The sequence below is a fragment of the Acidiferrobacter thiooxydans genome (assembly GCF_003333315.1).
GTDB classification, from domain to species: Bacteria; Pseudomonadota; Gammaproteobacteria; order Acidiferrobacterales; family Acidiferrobacteraceae; genus Acidiferrobacter; species Acidiferrobacter thiooxydans.
Window position 1 is genome coordinate 1,078,827 of record NZ_PSYR01000001.1, and the last position, 21,783, is coordinate 1,100,609.

Here is a 21,783-nt window from a genome sequence, read left to right on the forward strand (position 1 = left end):
TCATAGCATCACGCCTTGTTGGCGATCTGATTCCTATAACGAAAGACCTGACATGCCGCTATGCAGAATTCCCGCACCGCGTAGTCGGTCACTTGCCGATCCCGCCTCGCCCCCGGAAGAAGGGCGCGGCCTTCCCGCTTATCTTTTTTTCTTATCACCGATAAACCACCCCCGAGCCTTCGTCGCGACGCCGCGGCGTCGATCTTGGCCATACACAGCCATTAGAGGGCAAGGGCGTGAAAAGTTCCCAGTGACCCATAGGCATCCCGTGATGGTGGGGAAGGGCGCTGGATAGTAAGGCGAGCACATCAGTCGGGGTACCAGACACAAGAGTCGCCCCCAAGAGGGCGCTTGGCGGCCAGGGTACCGGGACTAGAGGGCTCACCAAAAGATGAGGCCCGCATGGCGGGTGAGGAGACGAGACACCGGGGCGTGGGGATCCAGCATTCAGTCGGCGAGTTCGGACTCGGTCGCGATCACAGGCGTCGGGTCTTGCATGTATATGTTCCACAGGGAGAAGAATAGTATGGCCTTTAAAATACCAAGATTAGAACCTCGGAAAGTTCTTGCATTGACATCCATCATTGGCGGCTTAGCCATGTCGGCCAATGCCTGGGCGCTTCCGAGTTTCGCGCGGCAGACCGGCTGGTCGTGCGCCACCTGTCACACCTCCTTTCCGCAGCTCACCCCCATGGGGCGGATATTCAAGCTGATGGGCTATACCACGACGAACCTCCAGCCGCAGCAGAAGGTCGAGGCCAAGGTCGGAAATGTCGTGCACCTGCTGTTGCCGCGCATCTCGCAGTTCTCGATCTTCGTGCAGGCCTCGGACACCCATGTTGCCGGCAGCCAGCAGGCACTGGGGGCCCCGGCCCGCACGGCGAAGGGGGGTCAGCCGGTAGGGACCAACAACAATCTGGAGGTCCCGCAGCAGGTGAGCCTGTTCTATGCCGGTGAGGTCACCCCGCATGTCGGCGACTTCCTGCACATCACCTATAATGGTCAGAGCGGCACCTTTGCGTTCGATGATTCGAGCATCGTACGCACGCAGGCCTGGAAGCTCGGGTTGCACAACACCCTGATCACGGGCGTGGACGTCAACAACACCCCGAGCGCCACCGACCTCTGGAACACCTCGCCCGACTGGCAGGCGCCGTTCTTTACGTCGAACTATACGGCCGAAGGGGCGGTGCCGACGACCTTCATCGGCTCGAGCCCGGGTGCTGCATTCCCCTTGATCGGTCTCGGCGCCTACGCCGCCGACATCGTCGGGCCGAACCGCGCCAACTGGTTCTATGCCGAGGCCGATGCCTACAATAACTCCGAGGGCACCGGCGCCGCACCAAACCAGGGCGGATTTTTTGAAGGGGGTTCGAACAGTCTTTTTGGGCAATTGGCCGGCACAGCCCCGTATTTGCGCCTCGCCTATCAGCACGACTGGTCGGACTGGAACTGGGAGGTCGGGACCTACGACATGTGGTCGCGCGTCTACGCGAGCCCGATCAGCAATGCGGTCAACCGCTTCTATGACTATGACCTCGACTCGCAGCTGCAGTGGCTCGATATCAACGACAACGATAACGTCACGGTACGCGCCAACCTGATCCATGAGGATGCCAACTTTGCGGCAGGGGCGCTGAACACCAGCCTCACGCACGGTCAGCTCAATACCTTCAACCTGAACGCCACCTACTGGTACCACGACGAATACGGCGCGCAGGGCGGCTTCCAGGACGTGACCGGGACCGCCAACAGCAGCTTCTGGGGCGGCAACGTCTACACCTCCGCCAACGGCTCGCCCAACACCACCGACGAGTGGGTGGAGGCCTCCTACCTGCCGTGGTGGAACACGCGCCTGTCGGTGCGTTACACGGTGTTCAACAAGTTCCGGGGTCTGACGGGGAATAACGGGGTGAGTCCGTCGAAGTTCAACACCATCGAGCTGCTCGCCTGGATTGCCTATTAAGGGAAGGATGCGGATTATGACAAACCATTCACAGACACAGGAATCGAAGCGACCCTCCATGGGGACCGTCTGGCGCCCGGTGGCGGCGGCGGTGTTGTTGGCCATGGCGGGGGTCGCCGGGGCGGCCACCAAGACCAAGGTGGTGTCGGGGCCCACGCCCTATCGCGTGAGCAGCGACTGCGCGGTATGTCACGGCATGCACGGGGCGAGCACCGACTATAACATCATCCCGCGGCTGGCCGGCCAGCATAAGGCCTATCTCGTCATGCAGTTGAAGCAGTTCCGCAACGGCCACCGCGCCGACCAGAACGGCAACATCTACATGGCCCCGGTGGCCCAGGGGTTGACCACAGGCCAGATCGACCAGGTGGCGAGCTACTTCGCAGCGCAGCGCCCGCGCATGCAGGCAAGCGGCGTGCATCATGCCGGCGCCAAGGCCGGCAAGGCGATCTTCATGAACGGCGTGACCTCCGAGCAGATCCCGGCATGCATGGAGTGCCATGGGGCCAATGCCCAGGGTGCCAGCACGTTCCCGGATATCGCCGGACAGCGCTACCGCTACATCGTCCAGCAGCTGACGTACTTCCATAATGGGACGCGCAAGAACGAGCTCATGAACCAGATCGCGAAGAACATCACCGTGCCGCAGATGAAGGAGGTGGCCGCGTATCTGTCGTCGTTGTAAGACGATCCGCAGGAAGTAGGACCGGCCCGGCGCCACAAGGGGGCGCCGGGCCGGGCTGGTGGCACGCCTTTGCGTCCATATTAGGAGGAAACGAGAAATGGCGGCAGGAAAGGGTACGGGGGTAGTCCTCGCATCCGGCGTGTTATGCGCCGCGGTGATATTCGGGGCGCTACGGTGGGAACACACGGTTGCGTTGCCGATGAGTGCCGGGAAGGTGGTGAACGGTGTTCACCATTACACGGTCAACGAATTTAATTATTACTATGTACCGGACCACTTTACATGGCATGTGGGCGAGAAGGTGCAGCTGACGATCATGGATCGCTCACAGTCGGCGCCCCCTTTGCCGCATCAGTTTTCCATCGGCCGTAACCTTGTGACACGCACTAACGGTTTTCCGCAGTCTCAGGCCATGGCGGTCGGCTGGAAGACGAACTTCTTCGACGGGGTGCCGATTACGGCGGGCGGCCAGACCGGACCTATACCGGCCTTCTCGGTGAGCCTGAACCCGGGGCAGAAGTTCACGTTCAGCTTCACGGTTCCCAATAAGCCCGGGAAGTGGAATTACGGTTGCTTCCTGCAATCGGGTCAGCATTATATGAATGGGATGCGTGGCCGGATCAATGTCTTGCCGGCGCAGGGGGCCTAAGGGGGAGCGATGAGCGCAAGAACGGAAAACTTGGTAAAGGCGTTCGGTGGCTTGGTGGTTGCGTGGATCATCGGCATGGCGATCGCAGAAGGGCTGGCGGCATACGGGATCGACCATTGGCCGTTGTTGGGGAGCGTACAGGCGCATATTACCGCCGATGCCACCACCTATTTGATCTGGCAAGCGGTGGCGATCTATGTGCTGGTGGGCGGGACCATTGTCTACTGTGCGATCCGTTTTCGGGCGCGTCCCGGTGACTCCGGACCGCCGGCCTACCAGAGACGTTATTTTGGGCCTTTCGTGATCTTTTGGTTGGTCATGAGTATCGCGATCAACCTGGCGAACACGATCTATCCGGGCATGGTAGGTCTGGAACAGCTTTGGGGGATACAGATGCAGGCCAAACATCCGCTTGTGGTGGATGTGACCGCCCAGCAGTGGAAGTGGACGTTCTCCTACCCGAAGCAGGGAATTACCGACGTCTCCAAGCTCGTGGTGCCGGTGGGCCGGACGATAGACTTCGTGTTGCGTACGAAGGATGTTATGCATGACTTCTGGGTCCCGGCCTGGGGTGTCAAAAAGGACGTGATTCCAAACGAGATTCGGCACCTCTATGTGACCCCGACGGTCCTGGGGTCGACAAAGACGAACCCGATGATTCGCGTCCAGTGTTCGTTGATCTGCGGCAATGGGCATCCGATGATGCGCGCGCCCGTCGAGGTGTTGACCAAGGCGGCGTTCAAGACCTGGGTGTCGAACAACAGTTTCTGAGGCGCCGGAACGATCGGCAGGACATGATTCCCGGATAGAAAGAGGAAATTTACGATGGCGACTACAGATGTTCAGGGGCGAGCAGTAGGTGGGGCAGGCGGAGGGGAACAACCCTTCGTTTGGTCCATGGTATTGCCGATGGTCCGTGCGGGCTTGTTTGGGTTTATCGGCTATTTCGCGGCAGCGTGGATTACGGCCATGGTGACCCATTCGGTGATCGTCAACCCCTTGCCGGCGACGCTTGGTTATGTGTTTGGTTTGCTTGGCTGGATCGCTGGCAGCGGTATCTGGGATGGCTGGATTCGGCGGGCGTTCGGGGGCGAAGAGGCGCCGTCGCTGACCGGTGTGGAGCGGTACTTCCGGTTCAGCTCCGACCCGAAGGCAACGGCCGTACGCTATGTGATCTTCAACGTGCTGGCCTTTTTCTTTGCGGGGCTGGCAGCGATGATGATTCGCATACAGCTGCTTACGCCGGATTCCACCAGCTGGTGGCTGTCTGAGATCCACTACAACATGACCTTCGGTATCCATGGTCTGATAATGCTTCTGGGCGTTGCGGCCTCGGTCATCGTCGGTGGCATGGGCTATTACCTGTTGCCTCTCATGCTCGGGGCGCGCACCGTGATCTATCCCCGTTTGCTGGGCTTGAGCTGGTGGCTTTTGCCGCCGGCCGCGGTGGCCGTGTTTCTAAGCCCCTTGATCGGTGGTTTCCAGACCGGCTGGTGGGGCTATCCGCCGCTTGCGCAGAACAGCGGTAGCGGTATCGTGTTCTATGCGCTGGGCGCCGCCACGCTGCTCACGAGCTCGCTTCTGGGCGCACTCAACATCATGGGCACCATCATCTATATGCGCGCCAAAGGGATGAGCCTGGGACGCGTACCCATGTTTGCCTGGGGCCTGTTCGCGGCAGCGACGATCCTGATCGTAGAGGCGCCGGCCACGTTCACCGGTACGTTGATGGATCTGTCGGATATGATCCTCGGTAGCCACTTCTATACAGGCCCTACGGGCATACCTTTGGCCTACGACGATCAGTTCTGGTGGCTGTTCCATCCGGAAGTGTATGTGTTCGCGTTGCCGGCGTTCGCGCTGTGGCTTGAGATCCTGCCGGCGGCGGCGCAACGACCGCTGTTTGCAAGAAACTGGGCGGTTGCTGGCCTGCTCGGCGTCAGCATGGTGGGCGCCATGCTCGGCGTGCATCACTACTTCACGGCGGTGAGCGCGATACGCATGCCGATCTTCATGACCATCACCGAGACCGTGTCGATTCCGACTGGCTTCGTGTTCCTGGCGGCACTGGGTACGCTGTGGGGCGGCCGCCTGAAGCTGTCGTCGCCGGTGTTGCTGTGTCTCATGGCGATGATGAACTTCCTGATCGGGGGTCTCACCGGTATCTTCAATGCCGACGTGCCGGCGGACTTCCAGCTGCACAACACGTATTGGGTCGTCGCGCACTTCCATTACACGATTCTGGGCGCGGTGATCTTCTCGTGGCTCGCGGGTCTGTACTGGTGGTTCCCGAAGGTCACGGGACGCATGGTCAATGAGTTCTGGGCGAAGTTCCACGCCTGGTGGTTCTTCATCTTCTTCAACATGACCTTCTTCCCGATGTTCATCCTGGGCATCGAGGGCATGAACCGGCGCATCGCCGTGTACCTGCCTTACCTGCACCCCTTGAACGAGTTCGTGTCGATCTCGGCATTTTTCCTGGGCGCGGGCTTCCTGATCCCGGCGGCGAATCTCTTCATTAGCTGGCGGTCGGGCAAGAAGGCCCCGCAGAACCCGTGGGGGAGCAAGTCGCTTGAGTGGCATGCGGCGTCGCCGACTCCGTACATCGTGTTCCCTGAAGGGAGCGAGGTAACGGTCGTGGGCCCGAATGACAACTATGCGGATGGTGCGCCGGAGCCCTTTGTGTGGGCGCCGACGGCGGCTGGCAAGTAGGAAGCGGAGGATTATTACTATGGCAGTCGAGAGTACGGGATCTTTGATGGATCCAGCCCCGGAGAGGGCAAAGCGCGGCGCGTTTTTCTTCCCCATGCTTTTTATGGGGATCATCTGCGCGGCATTCGACCTGGGGCGCTTCCTTTGGGGCGGAACGGGTGTGCCCAAGGGCGTGGACTTCGACACAGGCGCCACCCTGACTGCGATCATGCTGCTTAGCATAGGGCCGATGCTTGGGGCGCGTGGGAAGCTATCGCGCGGGCAGGATGCCGCGGCGCTCGGGAATTTCACGCTCCTTATGGTGGTCGGTATCCTTATGATAGCGGGGATCATCTCCACCTGGAGCGCGGTCCCCATCGGGCAAGGCTATGGTGGCATCTACGACATAACGAGTGGGTGGATCGGACTGTATTTCGTGGCCGTGACACTCGCATTTCTCGCCAGCATCATGAAAGGCAAGCGCGTGCCGGCGCGGTTCAGTGCGGAACGCTGGGTAGCACACAATGTCGTGAGTTTCTGGGGTTTCATGGTCCTCATTTGGACCGTGTTCTTCGTCGTGTTCTACTTGGCTTAAATGGCGTAGGCCGCGTAGCGGAGCAAGGAGAGAATCACATATGAACCTGTCGCACTTGTCATTCATCATCCCCGCGGGGGCCGATACGCCAATGTTCTTTTGGCTCACCGGCTTCATCGGGTTCCCGATAATCTTCCTGTCGATATTCTTCTGGTGGGTCCTGAAGGAGGCGGCGAATGAGGATCGCGTACGCGTCCTGAAGCGCGACGGCGAGAAGGAAGATCAGTACTAGCAGGGTCGGGAAAATGGGTCCTGTCGGGCGGCGGAATGGGCGCCCGATGGGCTCCACCCATCAAGGACTGTCGAGCAAATGTCTCGGTCGTGCGGCACCTCTCAGGGCGGCGACAACGGGAAACGCATCCTGACGCGCAACTCCGGCAGGCCGCGCTAAAGATTAGAAATAGCGCACGTGCTGCGTGATGGTATCCATGCAGCCTAACGGGTAGCGGGCCGGGACAACGGCAGATACGCAGCGAGGTTAGGGTATGAGTGACGAACGGGTGCTGGCGGGATCTTGGCGCTCGCGCGTGTTGGTGCAGTCGCGCAGCCTGGGACTGGATTTCGCGGTTGTTCAGTCCTATTGCGAGCTCACAAAGCCAAGGGTTGTGAGCCTTCTGATTTTTACCGCCATGGTAGGGATGTTGCTCGCCTCGCCGGCTCGGATGGCGGACATCCATTGGACGGTGATTTTTTGGGCCAATGTCGGTATCGCCTTTGCTTCAGGCGCGGCGGCGGCTATCAATCATGTAGTCGATCGGCAAATCGACGGCCAGATGAGGCGCACGCACGCCCGCCCGCTGCCGAATGATGCCATATCGGTGACGGGCGCGTTGGTATTTGCGACCGTTCTGATGGCATTATCGGTGCTGGTGCTTACGGTGTTCGTAAACGAGCTGACAGCCATCCTGACGATGGCGGGCCTGGTGGGTTATGCCGGCATCTATACGGGCTTTCTGAAACGGCGTACACCGCAGAACATCGTACTAGGGGGCGCGGCTGGCGCGATCCCGCCGGTCTTGGGATGGGCGGCGGTGACGGGCCATGCACCTCTCGCAAGCTGGGTGCTGTTTCTGATTATCTTTTTGTGGACGCCGGCGCACTTTTGGCCGCTTGCCATCTACCGTCGTGACGACTATGCGCGGGTCGGCATCCCGATGATGCCGGTAACGCGCGGTATTCGGCACACGAGCTGGCTGATCCTTGGGTACACGGTGGCAACGGTGTTCGCAACCCAGGTGCCGTATATGATCGGTATGGCCGGCAAACCCTACATCATCAGTGCGGATATCTTGGGAATAGGGTTCTTATATCATGCCCTGCGACTCATTTATGCTCCGGATCGGCATAACCCGATGCGCATGTTTGGATACTCGATTGCCTACTTGACCATACTGTTCGCAGCATTGCTGGTGGATCACTACATGGTGGGGCTGTGAGGGTACGAGGCGCGGACACCGGAAATAACGGCAGGATAAGGGGGAATGCATGAAGGAAATCGATCAGGCGAGCCTAGAGGAAATGCCCGAGGAGGGGCAGTCTCTGAGTGGCAACCTCGTCTTGCTTTTGCTGCTGGCGTGGGCGACAATCGCCCTCGGTGGATATTACATTGTGGTTCGAATGGTAACATAAGCGGCGCGGGCGTGGGACGCCTGCGGCGGGCGTGCCTAGGCCTAGTGTACGCAAAACCCAACGTCGGTCGGGCATGTCGTGTGGCCCGCGCGGCGGCGACAGAGTGGCTGGGAATTCGGCGTAAAGCGGGATCAGGTCACGTTTACATGTGGTGCACTTAGGAGAACGTAATGAATAGCAATGCAGGAACGATGGAGAGCGTGAAGCGGGCGCGTGTCGCCAAGGGCGCGGCTATGGTAGCGGGCGCGGTGTTCAGCGTCGGCGTGGCATGCGCGGCATTGGTGCCGACGAGCGCCTTTAAGAAGGCCACCCTTCCGCAGGTCAAGGCGATGCTCGAGAAGGATAATGGCAAGGTGAGCGGTAACACCGTGACCTACGGCAAGAACGCGAATGTCGTGGCGGCGGCCGTGTTGCCGGGCTTCCCATTCCCGAGCTTCGAGATCCATCACGTCAAGAACCCGACGCTGGACTTCCCGGCGGGGGCGACGGTGAAATTTACCTTCATCAATACCAACAAGGGTTTCGGGCATAGCTTCGATGTCACGAAGAAGGGTCCGCCGTACGCGGTGATCCCGCAGATCGCGCCGATCGTGGTAGGGACGGGCTTCTCGCCGGTGCCTGCGGCGGGTAAGTTCGGTTATGCGACCTTCACGTGGCATCCGGCTGCCGGCACGTATTACTACGTTTGCCAGATCCCGGGCCATGCCGCTACAGGCATGTTTGGAAAGATTGTCGTCAAGTAAAGGACGGTGTAGTGAGGGTGGTCGGGGGTGGAGCGGGTGATGCCGGGCCCCTGACATAGCAAAGAGCCGGGGCGCTGTGATGGCCCCGGCTTTTTCGTTCTGCGTCTAGCCGGACCAGCGACCGGGAGGCGGAAGTCCGCTATCCGCGCGACAAGGGGGAGCGGGCCGAAGACTGGGGGGTGCGCGCGGAACGGCGAGTCGAAAGGCGGCCGGAAGGCATGGTGGCGGCCCCCGACGAACCGGAAGCCGATGAGGAGGCGGCCGGTGGGTTGAGGGTATGATGGATGGGTGATCTCGGATAGTGCGCTTTGGCGGGGCGAGGGTCGGGAGGGTAGCGAGACATGAGTGGGATGGGGACGATGGCGGGCGAAGATCGGAACGGCCTGGCGCGGCGTTGGCGGCTTGTTGCGCCTCTGGGCTTGCTGTGGGCGGGCGTGTATTACGCCGGCTATCGCGCGGCCGGGGTCGATGCCGCGACGTGGCGCTTCTGGGCGGCGGATCTGAACCCATTGCCGTGGTTGGCGGCACTGGCCGTGCTGCGTCTGTACTTTGGGCACTATGATCGTTATCGCTCGCGCAGCAGCGACGCACCGCTGTGGTCGGCAGGGCAGGTGTGGTCCTTCGTGTCGGGCGTGCTGCTTGCCTTGGCGCTATGGGAGTCGCCTTTAAACGGCTTCGTGGGGCGATCAATGACGCTTTACACGGTAAAGCTCATGGGTGAGTTCGAGTTCGCGGCGCCCTTGATTGTCCTTGGTATCCCGTTTTCACTCGTCGATTCGGTGCGCCTCAAGGGGCCATGGTGGTCTGTCTTGCGCGTATTGCACCGCCCGCTCGTTACGACCGTTGCCCTTGCCATTGTCCTCGTGTTGTGGGATATGACAGATCAAATGGCGTTGGGGCTGCGCAATGTGCTGGTGTTTGGTCTGCTGCCCGGGGTCTATCTCGCGCTCGGAATGATCGTGTGGATGCAATCCCTGCGGGCCCTTCCAGCCTTTCCGAACCTGCAGAACCATTTGCGCAAAGGTTTGTATGTATGGGCAATGGAGTTTGCGATGATGGTCATGGGCACGATGTGGTTTTGGAGCGCCATGAAAAGCATGAATCCGTCGACCGGGACGCCTTTGCTGTGGGGTATGAGCCGTGTGACTGACGTGCATATCGCCGGGGCAGTGATGACGGGCCTGTCCTTACCGACGATGTGTCTCGTATCTTGGCATTTTTGGCAGTGGATATCGGGTGTGGTGGGCGTCTCGGAGAGCGAAGAGTATGGGGATTATTCGCGATCGGCGGGACGACAGGAGCTTTGACGGGCGCAAGCGGACGGATGCCGTGGCGGACCGCAGGAGAGTGTGAGCGTGAGACGGACGGAATTATGTTGGCGGCATCTGGCGGTGGCGGTTGTAGTGACGATGTTGGGCGTGGGTGTGGCGAGCGCGCACGTGGTGGCATTTTTTGGCGTGCCGGTGGTCGGGGCGACGCGCGCGCGTGTGAATGCTGCGCTGGCGCGCGCGGGCTTCAAGACCTCGGCGAAGGAGTCGGAGCAGTGGTTCGATACCTATAGAGTCAATGGCCAGCCGGCAAGATTGCAGGGGGCGAGTCGTCTTACGGTGAATTTCACGCGCGGCGGGCACTTCGCGATCGCGCAATACACATTCCCAAGCTTTGACGATACTCGGCAGGTGAAAAACATCATAGCAATGGTGCGCTATAAATACGGGCAGCCTGCGGATCTAAGCGGCGACCTGGCCCATGGGCCGGTAGTGGCACGTTGGATAGAGCCCGATGGCGCGGAGGTCAAGGTCTGGCGGGGGGCCTCGTCAACGACCACATTTTTGGACCTCGAAGACGTCGCAGCGGCGAAGCGTATGCGGGTGCAATACCCGGCAGCCGCGCGGGCCTTGGGCACATCCTTACAACGCGAGGCCGCGGTGGCGGAGAAGGATCAATGGCAGCCGCCGACCCCGTCCGATGTGACGACACCCGACTCGAACCGACCCGTGCCTATGAAGTGGGAGATGGCGATCGTGGCCCTGTTTTTGATACCCGCCGCCGGAATCGTGTTCTTTGCGCATTTTTTGGCGCGAGTCACGCGCGTTCCCCCGTCTGTGAAGGCGGTGTTCCGGGTGACCGTGGGACGCGTGGCGCAATGGTTCCGGCGACCGGCCTGGAAGAGACGCTAACCGTGATGGGGGTGGCGCCTAGGATGCCGTTCTAGGCGAGACGGCGCTGCGTCGGCGCATGCTGTTGACAGGGGTCGGGCAGCCAGTCAAAACCGGCGAAATCCGGCACGAGCCATCATGTGGGCCGGCGATGGGGACATCGTGGCGCGCGCGGGCCGTTACGGGATGCGGGGCGGGTACGCGCCGGGCAGGGAAATAGGGGGGCGGCAAGCGCAACAGGGCCGTCGCATGTGGGCATTGCCATGGGCTCGGGATCGCAACTCGCTATAGGCGGCCCGCCCGCGCCGGCTCGCGGCACAGACGCGGCTGCTATCGTGACGTCCCTGTCGTGCCATGGTGCCACTGCGGCCTTAGCGTTGCGCCTGCGGCAGACCAGGGCGGAGGGTGCTGGCGGGTGGGGAGTACGCCCTCATCGACATCGTGCCACGGCCGCTTAGGGCGATCGTGCGCAGTATGGCGGCGCTTGCCCACGGCACGGCCGTGAACGGCGCCCGTCACGGTATCGGATGAGTACGGTGCCGCCGGCTGTGGCCGTGGGAGCGGCGCTGGAGTCCGTGACAGATTGAGCGGTGGACCGCGACTTGAGGCGGCACTATACCAGCGGCTTTGATCGGCACCTAACGGTGTCGCGGTTCACTTGGCTGTGGTCCTCTAGGCCGTTTCCCCCCAAACCTTTCTCATGCCGGTGCGACGGGGCGATGCCTCGCCTGATCATCTGCTGGCGATGCGGCCCGGGCGCTGCGCTGGGGCGGCACCCGGCAATACCACTCGGATCTGTAATAGGGCCCATGCATGATGCAAATTAGGAGTACCGCACAATCCCGAACCGCGAGTCTTGGCTGGAAGCTCACCCACTTGAGCGGGTTGAGGGGGCCAGCTGTTCCTGTCTTTACGTAGACCGATCTTGCTGGCGTGCGCGACGGCCTGCCGTTTCGGGATGATGTTGAGCGTAGCAGCCGTCGGCAGGCGCCTTGCGTGCCGGCCGGAGGGCTGGTCGTCGTTTGATGACATCTATGTTGCCCCCGGGGTTGCTCGATCGACCGTAAGCCCCGATGGTTGGTTGGCGGGAGATCGTGCAGCGGGCGCGACGGTGGGGCTTGGGGCGGATGCAGATCGATGTCCGGCGGCCTTCACGGCACGGGGCTATCAGGAAGCGCCCGAACCGGTCGGTGCTCATCGACTGCCCCGTGCACCGCTTAAGCGGCGCTGCGGGAGGCCTTTGTCGAGGAGGAATATAGCTTCGAGACCATCAACGGATAGGAGGATTGAGGGGCGCAGCCCACGCTCGGTGCGAGCACCTTTGCGGCCGCATGAGTGATCTGCAATACATATGCATATCGTGATATACTAAAGCAGTGTCTTTGTCCCTCGTATCTCAGGAACCCAATCCCCAGCCCGTCAGACTGATCGCCCTATTTGGGGGCGTGGGGCTGGCGCTGGCGCTCGGTTCCTTCGAAGGGGCCGGGGTGCAGGCCATCTTTCCTTATATCGGCGGCGGTCTTGCCACCAGCAGTTACCGCGCGCTATGGACGCTCACCTATTTCGTGGTGCATTGGTCGCTTGGCATCACGCTCATGCCCTGGAGTACGCGTCGCTTCGGGCGACGCCGGGTCTTTCAGGGGGCGGTATGGCTGGCGGCGGCCGGCAGCCTCATAGGCGCGTTTACTCATAACCTGTGGGTCATGCTGGTCTCGCGAGCGATGGAGGGCTTAGGTGCGGGTCTTCTCGTTCCCTTGAGCCAGAGCGTGTTTCTCGCCGCGACACCGGCGCGTCGTCACGGTATCGTCACCGTGTTTTGGAGCAACGCCATGCTCCTGCCGTTTTTCATAGGGCCGGCCGTCGGCGGTTGGCTTGCGACCACGGTCGGTTTCCATCTGATCTTTGGGTTAACGGTGCCGCTGTGGCTGGTCGCGCTGTGGGCGGGCGGTCGTGGTATCCGGGAGACTGTGGTCCTGCCCGTATCCGAGGCCCCGTCCTTCGATTTTCTCGGTTTTGCGCTCCTTTATGCGGGCCTCATGGCGCTACAAGTGGTGCTGGACCAGGGTGAGCAGCACGGCTGGTGGTACTCACCGTTCATTCGCGACGCCTCGTTTGCAGCCGTCGTCTGCCTTTATTTGTTCGGCTGGTATGAGGCGCGGGCGCGTCATCCCCTGTTGCAGTTTCATTATCTCAGGCGCCGTAATTATGTGCTCGGTCTCATGCTTTTGAGCCTCGGTTGGGCGCTCTTTATGGGGTGGGCGTCGATTCTGCCGTTGTGGGCCGAAGAGGATCTTGGGTATAACGGCCTGTGGGGCGGAGTCCTGTTGTTGCCGGTAGGCCTGGGGGCACTACCTATGTCCGCGGCCCTCGACCATCTGCGGGGTGTATTTGGGCTGCGGCGCCTGGCGAGCCTGAGTTTTCTGTTGCTGAGCGGTGCCTATGGTACGCTGTCGGTGCATCCGGGAAGCGCCCTATCCGACCTGTTCTGGCCGCTGCTGGTCCTAGGGCTCGGGGTCGGCATCCTGTTCGTGCCGCTGACCATGATCATCATGTCCGAGATTGCTGTCGCCGCGGTACCGGCGGCGGCCACCACCGCGAATTTCATACGTGTGTTCAGCGCCAATATCGGTGTGACCGTGCTGGCGGTCTATTGGTCGCGCGGCAGCGCGCGGGCGAGCAATGCCTTGGCTGCGGAGATCTCGCGTTATGGACATACGACCACGGGACCGCTCGACGGCCTGCAGAGATTTTTGGTGGTCGAGGCGCATACCGTGAGTCTTGACAACCTGTTGCGGCTTTCGATGTGGTTGTGTCTGGCAGGCGCCTTCGTCGCCTGGTTTTTCCTGATCCCGCCGCGGGTGTTGCCCAAGGCCTCGGCCCATAGTTTTGTCGAAGAGACGGAAAACGAGAGCGGTTAGGGACCCCGCTAGGGACGGCCCCCGTTGGGCCGGCAGATGAACGCCAGACCGCCGCAGGGACTGCGCTTATGGCAAGACCTGGGGGTGCAACAGTCTTTGCGAGAGCGGTCACAAGGCCTAAGGCCATGAAGCCCCATCGCGCGGCCGAATATCACAACATCCGCAGGCGGCGGCACGGCGAGATGCTTTGTGAGGTACCGGCGACCCTGTTTACTCAGTAACGGTGGCTACGATCCGCTGGCTGTAGGCAAGCCGCCCCATACCCGGGCCCAGCAGTTCACCGGCCCCGGCCAGCAGACCTGCGCGCAACAGGCTGGCCTTGAGGGTGGCCAAGAGTGAGCCGGGAACGGCTGGCGGTCTTCGTCGCTTAAGTCGGCAAAGAGGCTTACGAAACCCGGACGCATCCCAAGACGCGCAAGCCTGGGGCGCCCGATCTTGTGGTTCTGGCACGGTGCTTCCCGCCCCGTGCGGGAATGGGTTGTCGTGTGCCGCGGCACGTCATGACGTCGCCGTACTAGTATAAGCAGTCGTGGTGGCTATGGTGTCGGGGCTTGGGGGAGATTGGGACGTCTTGGGGCCAGGGTTATTCAGGAATCAGCGAATGCGGATGACGGATGATACCGAGGAGGCGGGCGTGCGGGATGACGAGCATTGGATGGCTGTGGCGCTCGCACAGGCCGCGGATGCCGCGCGTGCGGGCGAGGTGCCGGTCGGCGCGGTCCTGGTACGCGCCGGTGTCATGCTTGCGGGCGCCGGCAACCGCCCGATTGCTCTTCATGATCCCACTGCCCATGCTGAGATTCTGGCATTGCGCGCCGGCGGGGCGCGGGTCGGCAATTACCGTCTCAAGGACTGTGTCTTGTATGTTACCCTCGAGCCCTGCGCCATGTGCGCCGTCGCACTCGTGCATGCGCGTGTGGCGCGCCTCGTGTTCGGTGCCGCGGATCCGCGCGCAGGGGCCGCGGGTTCGGCCTTCACGCTCACCGATGATGCCCGCTTCAATCATCGCGTGTCGGTTGCCGGTGGCGTCTTGGCGGCGGAATGCGAGGCGCTCCTGCGTGATTTCTTCCGCGCTCGTCGTGCCGACGGCTCAGATCGCGGGCTCGCTCAATTGAAAGAGTAACGAGCGCGTGGCGCCCGAGGTTTGGCGGAGGTGGCGAAGGATCCGGTAGTAGACCCGGATACGGTTGACGTATTGCACGGCTGTATAGCCCGGGGCGTAGCCGTAGCGGGTCTTGCGAAACCACCAAGGGTCTTCGAGGAGCGGCAGGCGCTGCTCGACGTCCGTCCAGCGATCCGGGTTGGCCCCTTGTTCGCGTGTCAGCCACCTGGCGTCTTCGAGATGATTGAGGCCGATATTGTAGGCGGCAAGCGCCATCCAGGTGCGGTCGGGTTGCGGGATATCAGAGGGCAGGGCGTCGAGGAGCGCACGCAGGTAGCGCGCCCCTCCGTCGATACTCTGGCGCGGGTTCAGGCGATCAGTGACTCCCACCGAGAGACAGGTGTCGTTGGTCAGCATCATGAGGCCCTGAACCCCGGTCGGCGATTCGGCGTTGGCGTGCCAGCGTGACTCCTGGTAGGAGACCGCGGCCAACAGGCGCCAGGGGATGTGATAACGGGCGCCGGCGCTCCGAAAAAGCGGGGCGTAGAGCGGCAGCGCCACCCGCACTCGTCTCAAGTAGGTATGGATATGGACGTAGTTGAATCGCGTAACGCCGTAGTAGCGAGCGATCAGATCGGCCAATTGCCCCGAGCGCCGCAGCTGCGCAAAGAAGCGAAAGGCGGCACGGTAGAGCTTGGTGTCGCGCTTCTTCGGGAATGCCCAGGCCAATTCCCGTGGCGGCCCGACGGTAAAGGCGACGCGTAGCGCCGGGTAATAGCGGCGGTTGACGGCTACCACGTTGGAGTCGGCGACCGTGAAGCGCAACAGGCCCTGCCATACCAGGAACAACAGTTCATCGGCCTGCATGTGAGTAGTATCGGTCCAGGCCAGATGCGGGAGTGTCGGGCGTAGACCCGCGAGGGCGGCAGCCGCGCTCGACCCCGCCACTACCTCGATCGGTCGCCCGATGAGGGCGCGCGCATTGCCGGGCTTGCGGGTACCGGCGCGGTATACAAGATCTTCGTGAATGACCTGGTAGGGTGGACCGAAGCGTGCTTCCTGCTTCCGTGCGGACGTAATCGCAATGCCGGCCACGAGGTCGCCTTCTCCGGCGGCCAAGGCCTGCATCAATCCGCGGTCGCGGGCAATGATCTTGATTTTGAGTTTCAGTCCGAGATAGTCCGCGAAATCCCGGGCCATGTCGTATTCCATGCCCGCCGGTCCCTGCGCCCCCTCGTAATAAGTCGTAGGGCCGGTGCGTGTCAGGACGACGAGTTCACCGCGTTTCTGGTCCGGAAGCCGCACGAGCTTTGGCTGGGCATGGCGGGAGGAGCACCCGTCGAGCATAACCGCCGCGAGGGCGGCCAGCGCCAGGGTTCTTAATATGGGGTGTGGAACCATGGCAAAGGCCTGGGCCCTGCCCCCTTCATTCTGTCGCCGGGCTTACGCATGGGTTTGATCATACCCCCTCTATCCTTTCTTGGCGACACCAGTTAAGCTTACCGTCCCGGGGAGAGGTACCGAAGCGGTCATACCGGCGCAGACTCGAAATCTGTTGGGGGCATCGCCCCACGTGGGTTCGAATCCCACCCTCTCCGCCATTCCTGGAGAGCTCAAGGCCAAGGTTGGCCGACTCGCCCCATCCGATCCACAGGATACGCGGGGGGTGCGTGTTTCGAATCAGGCTTCGTGGCGGCGGCCAAGAGGAACGGATTCATGACAGGAAGTTGCCCCGAGCAAGATGATCACGGTCATGTGGCCAGTCGCCTGCGCAAGGCTATCGCAGGTCGCGGCCGTGGCCATGCCGGCCGTTCCAACCTATTGTACCTGCGTGGTGCGCGGCAGCCCGAGGGGGGTGCCCGACAAGATCTCACTGGCGCCTTGTATACCCTGGGCGGCGTGGTTGTGGGTCTTGTCGCCGGCGCCGTAGGCTATCATTACCGGCTATTGGACGCGCTCGTCTCGCCGCGCGATCCGGCGTTTCTCTTGTTTGGGGTGCCGGCATTGATTGGGGGAGGGGTGGGGGCGTTTAGCGCATGGTGGCATGCCCGCACCAAGCTCGCGCAGGCGCTCGTGACCTCGGAGGGATTCCGGCAACGGCTCATGAGTGTCGAGCGCAATCAGGCCTTATGGATTAGTCTGTCGGCCGTCCTTCACGATGTGCGTAACCCTCTCCATAACATCCATCTTCTCATAGAGTCTCTGGAGTCCCCCGGGGCCGATACCGATCAGGTGCGTCGGCAGGTGCTGGAGCAGCTCGAGCGCATTAATGTCCGGGTGCGGCGGGTCGTGGCTCAGATCGCAGAGTTTTCCGGGGAGATTGCCCGGCGCCCCATCAGTCTCGCCGAGGTGCTGACCGAAGTCACGGAGATGGTGCGCCCGCTCGCGCGTCAGTCACGGGTCGCGCTCACAGTCGACGCAAAGCGCGATATGATGGTGGTGGCGGACCCCAAGTTCCTGGTTCAGGCCATCGATCATTTGATCCTGAACTCACTGCAGATACTGTCCGAGCAGCCACCACCGGCCGCACGCAGCCTGTATGTGCAGGTCCACCAGGTGGACGATCAGATCGAGATGTGGGTGGAGGACAGTGGTCCGGGTCTGCCCGATGAGGTGCGCGAGCGTTTGTTCGAACCCTTGACGACGACGCGTACGAGCGGCATGGGTCTTGGACTTGCCATCGCCCATGCCCTGGCGAGCGCCGCCGGCGCGCCCTTGTCGTTGGGTCATACCGGGCCCACTGGTACGCGTTTCGTGCTCCGTTTCCGGTCGTTATAACACCGGGCGGCTCCTTGACGTTGTTCAACCCGAAAACCGAGTATTTCGCATGAGTGTTGCCACGCCAATCTTGTCGGTCCTGTGCCTCGACGTCGACCCTGCATGGGTCGCAAAGATCTGTCGCGACGAGGAAATATCCCTGGATATTCAGGAACTGCCCTGGTCCCCGGCGGCACGCGCCCGGCTTCAGGACCTCACGCTGGATGTCATTGTTATAAGCGAGTCGGTATTTCGCATCTGGCAGGATACCGTGCAGGATGTGGTGGTGCGGCCTGTGATCGTGGTCGCGCAGGAGGTCGATGATAGTGTCGCCACGGCCGGTCTGCGCTGGGGGGCGCTCGACGTCGTGTCACGCCGTCAGGGCGCGCGGCTCGGCGCGCGCCTGCACGGTGTCTTGCGGGGACGCGCGGGTAGCGAGCTTTTGAGTGAAGCCCTGTCCTATCTCGATGAATCGTTATTGATCGCGCGCAATCGATCGACGGACGGCTACGAGGTCATTTACCGCAATTCCGCTTGTATTAGCCGCATGGGCGGGCCGGATCATGCGCAAGAGGACCATCAGCTTTTATGTCTGGCGCCAGGTCCGCGGACCGACCGGCGCAAGCTCGACGAGATACGCCAGGATATGCGTGCCGGACAGCCGGTACGTGCCGAGCTCGTGGATTATCGTGGCGATGCCGAGATGTTCTGGACCGAATTCTCGGCCGCCCCTTTGACTACGCCTGGGTATTGGGTCGTGGTATCACGCGACGTGACACGGCGCCGGGAGGCCGAGGAGAACGCGCAACGATTGCGCGAGCTCGTCATAAGGTCGCAAAAGCATGAGAATACAGCGGTCCTGGCGGCCGGAATTGCCCACGACTTCAACAATATCCTGACCGGCATCGTGGGAAGCGCGGAGCTTGCGCGCATGGCTTTGGCGCCCGAACATAGCGTTCAAAAGGATATCGAGACCATCATCCAGGCCTCGGAGCGCGCCGCCGAGCTCAACCGTGAGCTTTTGGACTTCGCGGGACCGGGCAAGGGGTCCCTGGAATCCGTCTACTTGAACAGTATGGTGACCACAATGCTGGTCATTCTACGGTCGCAGATGCAGAAGTCGATCGTGGTGCGCAAGGCCCTGCGACCCGATATTCCGCCGATCGAGGCCGATCCCGCCGAGATCCAGCAGGTGATGTTGAATCTTTGTCTGAACGCGAGCGAGGCGATGGCCGAGAGCGGTGGCACGCTGTCGATCACCACAGATCGCATGGAAATCGCAGACGATGTCGCCGATATGTTTGCCTATGGCCGACCGCAACCCGGCCTGCACGCCGTCTTTGAGGTGTCGGACACCGGATGCGGTATGGAACCGGCCCTTGTGAGGCGCATCTTCGAGCCGTTTTTTTCCAGCAAAGAGGGCGCCAGGGGTATAGGTCTTAGCGTCGTCTTGAGTATCGTGAAGGCCTATCGCGGCGGTATCGATGTCGATACGGCCCCGGGGCACGGCACGACCGTGCGGATCCTGTTACCGGCCGCGCCCGAGCGCGAACGGCGTGGCGTAGAAGAGGTACGCCGGCCGCGCGATGCCAGGCATCACACCGTATTGTTCGTGGATGATGAGGAAATGCTGCGATCGCTCGCCCAGCGCGCCCTGGAACCGCTTGGCTACCGTGTGCTGGTAGCCCCCGACGGCGTAGAGGGGGTCCGGATATTTCGCGAGCATATGGCCGAGATCGATCTCGTCATCCTGGATCTCTCCATGCCGCGCAAAGGTGGGGAGGACGCCTGCAAGGAGATGCAGGCCATTAACGCGCGTATCCCCGTACTCTTATGTTGTGGTTATGATGAGGCGAGCGCCCAGGAAAAAACCCGTGGGTCGCGGTTCGCCGGATACCTGGCCAAACCTTTCGGCGTAAGCACTCTCATCGAGGCGGTGCAGGCGACCATGGACAAAGCGGGCTCGTGAATATTCTATAATCCTGCGTTTTTCGATCCGATATTCCGACTAACGTCCGATAAGGGCGGGCCCACCCATTTGTAGAATAGATATGTCGATACAATGAGCGCTACGACATGGGGCCGGATGAGAGCCGCGGTAAGATCGAGGGGACGGGGTTCGACTGGCTCATGCAGATCGCGTACCTCGCCGGGAAGTCCCTGGATCTCGATGAAGCCCTTCCGGCGACGTTGACGGCCATGGCTGAGCTTATCCCGTGCGAGCATGCGGTAATACTCCAACTGGAAAGCGAAGTCCTCGAGGTGCGTGCGCACTGGTCACGGGCTGGTGACCACGCCGCTATAGAAACCTGTGCCTTCAAGCGTTCGCCAGAGCTCAGCCTCTGTGACCTGGATGTAATCCACGCCGCACGCGACGCCGATATCGCGGCGTTGCCGTATTTCCGAGGCGAACCAGGATCCGAGCGCGGCGTTGTGGTTCTCACCGTGCCGCTGGCTGTGGATTATGTCTGCGTAGGACGTCTGGACTTCATTCGTGATGGCGCCGGCGAGGACTTTTCGGCCTGGGAGCGGCATTTTGCCCAGGCCTGCGCGCGGATATTGGCCTTAAGCGTGCGCAACGGTGCTGAGTATGCGCGCGTGGCATGGCTTGCGGAGCACGACCATTTAACCGGGATAGGAAATCGGCGGAACTTCGATAGGGCGTTGAACCGGGAATTGGCGCGCGCGGAACGGTATCGGCGGGACGTCTCCTTGCTCCTGATCGATCTTGACGACTTCAAGGAGGCCAATACCCATCTCGGACTCTCGGGCGGCGACGAGATCTTACGGCGCACGGCCAAGGTGCTTGCAGAGCGGGCCCGTAAAGGTGTGGATATATCCTGCCGGATCGGGGGCGATGAGTTTGCCATGATTTTGCCAGAGATCGGTGAGCGATTGGCCAACGAGTTGGCTGTGAGGCTCGTAAAGGATGTTGCCGAAAGCACGATGTCTCTATGGCCTATGCGGTTTTCCTATAGTATTTCTACGTATCCGGCGACATCCGCAGAGTTTTTGCGACGTGCGGCTGATGCGCAGTTGTTGGCGGCCAAGAGCCGCAAGGGGCGTGTTGCGGTGCCGGTACGTGGGGCGGTGCAATGATCGCGCGGCGGGAGTTGTTGTAAGGCGACCAAAATAGTATGTTGGCAGAAAAAGGGGAAGTGATGACGGCACGATTGGCAAAGAGCGGTTTGGCGTCCGGGATGCAGGAATCGCGACGTCGTGATACCGGTACCATGCGCCGCACTCGGCAGATACTGTTGATTGAGGATGAGGCCGTGGCTGGGCAGGCGCTTTCGCAGTCCCTGCAGGGGCTTGGCATGGCATGCCGGTGGGTCTCGACGTTCGAAGAGGCACTGGCGGCATGGAAGGAGATGTCGTATGACGCTGTGATCACCGACATCATGCTCGATACCGGGAAGCCCGACGGGCTTGAGATCCTGCGAAAGATCGAGCAGGCGGGGATGCCCATTCCGGTGGTTGTGATCAGCGCATTCGCCGATCAGACGCGCGTCAAGGAGGCCTTGAATCACGGCGCTGCCTATTTGCTTGAGAAGCCGTTCTCCACAAGCGACTTGAAGCGTGTGTTGGAGCGCTTGTGGCAGGAGCCCAAAGGGCTTATCGGGGCGCGGGAGCGGGCCTTGAATCAGGCCACCCTGACCAACAAGGAATGTGAGGTGGCGCGACTCCTGCTCAAGGGGCTTTCGACTCAGGAAATGGCAAGACTAACAGGGAATTCCGAGAAGACATTAAAGCAGCACATTAGCACGATCTACGAGAAATGCGGTGTTTCGAGCCGCACCGAGTTTTTCCATTACATCTTCCCCACCTGACGCTCACCATATAGGCCCTGAGGTCGATGGCGGATGTGAGGACTGCGCGTAGACTCATG

The 21,783-nt window shown here is 61.5% G+C and carries 20 protein-coding genes and 1 tRNA gene; 20 read left to right on the top strand and 1 reads right to left on the bottom strand.

Features of this window, described 5'->3' with window-relative positions:
* Window positions 1-598: 598 nt before the first annotated feature.
* The 15 genes from C4900_RS05465 to tadA all read left to right on the top strand — a co-directional run bounded on the left by C4900_RS05465 (window position 599) and on the right by tadA (window position 15,158).
* Complete coding sequence (locus C4900_RS05465) at window positions 599-1,966, top strand: hypothetical protein (RefSeq protein WP_211306781.1); 1,368 nt, start codon at window positions 599-601, stop codon at window positions 1,964-1,966.
* A 16-nt stretch (window positions 1,967-1,982) separates the two neighbouring features.
* On the top strand, window positions 1,983-2,651 hold the full coding sequence (locus C4900_RS05470) for a c-type cytochrome (RefSeq protein ID WP_211306723.1): 669 nt from the start codon (window positions 1,983-1,985) through the stop codon (window positions 2,649-2,651).
* Window positions 2,652-2,748: 97 nt separating this feature from the next.
* Window positions 2,749-3,300, top strand: a complete 552-nt coding sequence (locus C4900_RS05475) for a cupredoxin domain-containing protein (RefSeq protein WP_065972082.1) — start codon at window positions 2,749-2,751, stop codon at window positions 3,298-3,300.
* A gap of 9 nt (window positions 3,301-3,309) precedes the next feature.
* The gene (locus C4900_RS05480) at window positions 3,310-4,071 is read left to right on the top strand and encodes a cytochrome c oxidase subunit II (RefSeq protein WP_065972083.1); all 762 of its coding nucleotides are present in this window, start codon (window positions 3,310-3,312) and stop codon (window positions 4,069-4,071) included.
* Between the two features lie 54 nt (window positions 4,072-4,125).
* Window positions 4,126-6,012: a cytochrome c oxidase subunit I gene (locus C4900_RS05485; RefSeq protein WP_065972084.1), complete on the top strand. Its 1,887-nt coding sequence runs from the start codon at window positions 4,126-4,128 to the stop codon at window positions 6,010-6,012.
* A gap of 19 nt (window positions 6,013-6,031) precedes the next feature.
* The gene (locus C4900_RS05490) at window positions 6,032-6,586 is read left to right on the top strand and encodes a cytochrome C oxidase subunit III (RefSeq protein WP_065972085.1); all 555 of its coding nucleotides are present in this window, start codon (window positions 6,032-6,034) and stop codon (window positions 6,584-6,586) included.
* Between the two features lie 40 nt (window positions 6,587-6,626).
* A complete protein-coding gene (locus C4900_RS05495; RefSeq protein ID WP_065972086.1) occupies window positions 6,627-6,818 on the top strand; it encodes a cytochrome C oxidase subunit IV in 192 nt (63 codons plus the stop codon).
* Between the two features lie 253 nt (window positions 6,819-7,071).
* Window positions 7,072-8,022 (top strand): heme o synthase, encoded by a 951-nt coding sequence (locus C4900_RS05500; protein ID WP_065972087.1) that lies wholly within the window; start codon window positions 7,072-7,074, stop codon window positions 8,020-8,022.
* Between the two features lie 49 nt (window positions 8,023-8,071).
* Window positions 8,072-8,215: a hypothetical protein gene (locus tag C4900_RS15960; RefSeq protein WP_170132346.1), complete on the top strand. Its 144-nt coding sequence runs from the start codon at window positions 8,072-8,074 to the stop codon at window positions 8,213-8,215.
* A 191-nt stretch (window positions 8,216-8,406) separates the two neighbouring features.
* Window positions 8,407-8,958, top strand: coding sequence for a rusticyanin (locus C4900_RS05505; protein ID WP_065972088.1), 552 nt, complete (start codon window positions 8,407-8,409; stop codon window positions 8,956-8,958).
* Between the two features lie 359 nt (window positions 8,959-9,317).
* Window positions 9,318-10,265: a cytochrome c oxidase assembly protein gene (locus C4900_RS05510; RefSeq protein ID WP_065968680.1), complete on the top strand. Its 948-nt coding sequence runs from the start codon at window positions 9,318-9,320 to the stop codon at window positions 10,263-10,265.
* Between the two features lie 42 nt (window positions 10,266-10,307).
* Window positions 10,308-11,138: a hypothetical protein gene (locus tag C4900_RS05515; RefSeq protein WP_141689149.1), complete on the top strand. Its 831-nt coding sequence runs from the start codon at window positions 10,308-10,310 to the stop codon at window positions 11,136-11,138.
* Between the two features lie 384 nt (window positions 11,139-11,522).
* Window positions 11,523-11,648, top strand: coding sequence for a hypothetical protein (locus C4900_RS16860; RefSeq protein WP_267254344.1), 126 nt, complete (start codon window positions 11,523-11,525; stop codon window positions 11,646-11,648).
* A gap of 851 nt (window positions 11,649-12,499) precedes the next feature.
* Window positions 12,500-14,035 (top strand): MFS transporter, encoded by a 1,536-nt coding sequence (locus C4900_RS05520; protein ID WP_211306782.1) that lies wholly within the window; start codon window positions 12,500-12,502, stop codon window positions 14,033-14,035.
* 601 nt (window positions 14,036-14,636) lie between these two features.
* Window positions 14,637-15,158, top strand: coding sequence for a tRNA adenosine(34) deaminase TadA (gene tadA / locus C4900_RS05525; protein WP_233431943.1), 522 nt, complete (start codon window positions 14,637-14,639; stop codon window positions 15,156-15,158).
* Here tadA and mltF read toward each other — a convergent pair.
* On the bottom strand, window positions 15,126-16,538 hold the full coding sequence (gene mltF / locus C4900_RS05530) for a membrane-bound lytic murein transglycosylase MltF (RefSeq protein ID WP_114282550.1): 1,413 nt from the start codon (window positions 16,536-16,538) through the stop codon (window positions 15,126-15,128). The genes tadA and mltF overlap by 33 nt on opposite strands.
* Before the next feature lie 110 nt (window positions 16,539-16,648).
* Between mltF and C4900_RS05535 the strand changes: the two genes are divergently transcribed.
* The 5 genes from C4900_RS05535 (at window position 16,649) to C4900_RS05555 (ending at window position 21,724) form a co-directional block, all read left to right on the top strand.
* Window positions 16,649-16,738: transfer RNA gene (locus tag C4900_RS05535), tRNA-Ser, on the top strand.
* 115 nt (window positions 16,739-16,853) lie between these two features.
* Window positions 16,854-17,915 (top strand): sensor histidine kinase, encoded by a 1,062-nt coding sequence (locus C4900_RS05540; protein WP_141689218.1) that lies wholly within the window; start codon window positions 16,854-16,856, stop codon window positions 17,913-17,915.
* A gap of 49 nt (window positions 17,916-17,964) precedes the next feature.
* Window positions 17,965-19,863 carry a response regulator gene (locus C4900_RS05545; RefSeq protein ID WP_065969462.1) on the top strand — a complete coding sequence of 633 codons (1,899 nt, stop codon included), beginning with the start codon at window positions 17,965-17,967 and terminating at the stop codon, window positions 19,861-19,863.
* Between the two features lie 107 nt (window positions 19,864-19,970).
* The gene (locus C4900_RS05550; RefSeq protein WP_065969464.1) at window positions 19,971-20,993 is read left to right on the top strand and encodes a GGDEF domain-containing protein; all 1,023 of its coding nucleotides are present in this window, start codon (window positions 19,971-19,973) and stop codon (window positions 20,991-20,993) included.
* Window positions 20,994-21,055: 62 nt separating this feature from the next.
* Window positions 21,056-21,724 (top strand): response regulator transcription factor, encoded by a 669-nt coding sequence (locus C4900_RS05555; protein WP_170132421.1) that lies wholly within the window; start codon window positions 21,056-21,058, stop codon window positions 21,722-21,724.
* The last annotated feature ends 59 nt before the right edge of the window (window positions 21,725-21,783 follow it).

What these genes read in the sequence shown, in the direction of transcription:
- C4900_RS05490 (WP_065972085.1), top strand. Translation starts at nt 6,032, where the DNA reads ATGGCAGTCGAGAGTACGGGATCTTTGATGGATCCAGCCCCGGAGAGG.
- C4900_RS05505 (WP_065972088.1), top strand. Translation starts at nt 8,407, where the DNA reads ATGGAGAGCGTGAAGCGGGCGCGTGTCGCCAAGGGCGCGGCTATGGTA.
- C4900_RS05495 (WP_065972086.1), top strand. Translation starts at nt 6,627, where the DNA reads ATGAACCTGTCGCACTTGTCATTCATCATCCCCGCGGGGGCCGATACG.
- C4900_RS05555 (WP_170132421.1), top strand. Translation starts at nt 21,056, where the DNA reads ATGACGGCACGATTGGCAAAGAGCGGTTTGGCGTCCGGGATGCAGGAA.
- C4900_RS05510 (WP_065968680.1), top strand. Translation starts at nt 9,318, where the DNA reads ATGGCGGGCGAAGATCGGAACGGCCTGGCGCGGCGTTGGCGGCTTGTT.
- C4900_RS05550 (WP_065969464.1), top strand. Translation starts at nt 19,971, where the DNA reads ATGGGGCCGGATGAGAGCCGCGGTAAGATCGAGGGGACGGGGTTCGAC.
- C4900_RS05470 (WP_211306723.1), top strand. Translation starts at nt 1,983, where the DNA reads ATGACAAACCATTCACAGACACAGGAATCGAAGCGACCCTCCATGGGG.
- mltF (WP_114282550.1), bottom strand. Translation starts at nt 16,538, where the DNA reads ATGGTTCCACACCCCATATTAAGAACCCTGGCGCTGGCCGCCCTCGCG.
- C4900_RS15960 (WP_170132346.1), top strand. Translation starts at nt 8,072, where the DNA reads ATGAAGGAAATCGATCAGGCGAGCCTAGAGGAAATGCCCGAGGAGGGG.
- C4900_RS05480 (WP_065972083.1), top strand. Translation starts at nt 3,310, where the DNA reads ATGAGCGCAAGAACGGAAAACTTGGTAAAGGCGTTCGGTGGCTTGGTG.
- C4900_RS05485 (WP_065972084.1), top strand. Translation starts at nt 4,126, where the DNA reads ATGGCGACTACAGATGTTCAGGGGCGAGCAGTAGGTGGGGCAGGCGGA.
- C4900_RS05545 (WP_065969462.1), top strand. Translation starts at nt 17,965, where the DNA reads ATGAGTGTTGCCACGCCAATCTTGTCGGTCCTGTGCCTCGACGTCGAC.
- C4900_RS05540 (WP_141689218.1), top strand. Translation starts at nt 16,854, where the DNA reads ATGACAGGAAGTTGCCCCGAGCAAGATGATCACGGTCATGTGGCCAGT.
- C4900_RS05500 (WP_065972087.1), top strand. Translation starts at nt 7,072, where the DNA reads ATGAGTGACGAACGGGTGCTGGCGGGATCTTGGCGCTCGCGCGTGTTG.
- tadA (WP_233431943.1), top strand. Translation starts at nt 14,637, where the DNA reads ATGCGGATGACGGATGATACCGAGGAGGCGGGCGTGCGGGATGACGAG.
- C4900_RS05475 (WP_065972082.1), top strand. Translation starts at nt 2,749, where the DNA reads ATGGCGGCAGGAAAGGGTACGGGGGTAGTCCTCGCATCCGGCGTGTTA.
- C4900_RS05465 (WP_211306781.1), top strand. Translation starts at nt 599, where the DNA reads ATGTCGGCCAATGCCTGGGCGCTTCCGAGTTTCGCGCGGCAGACCGGC.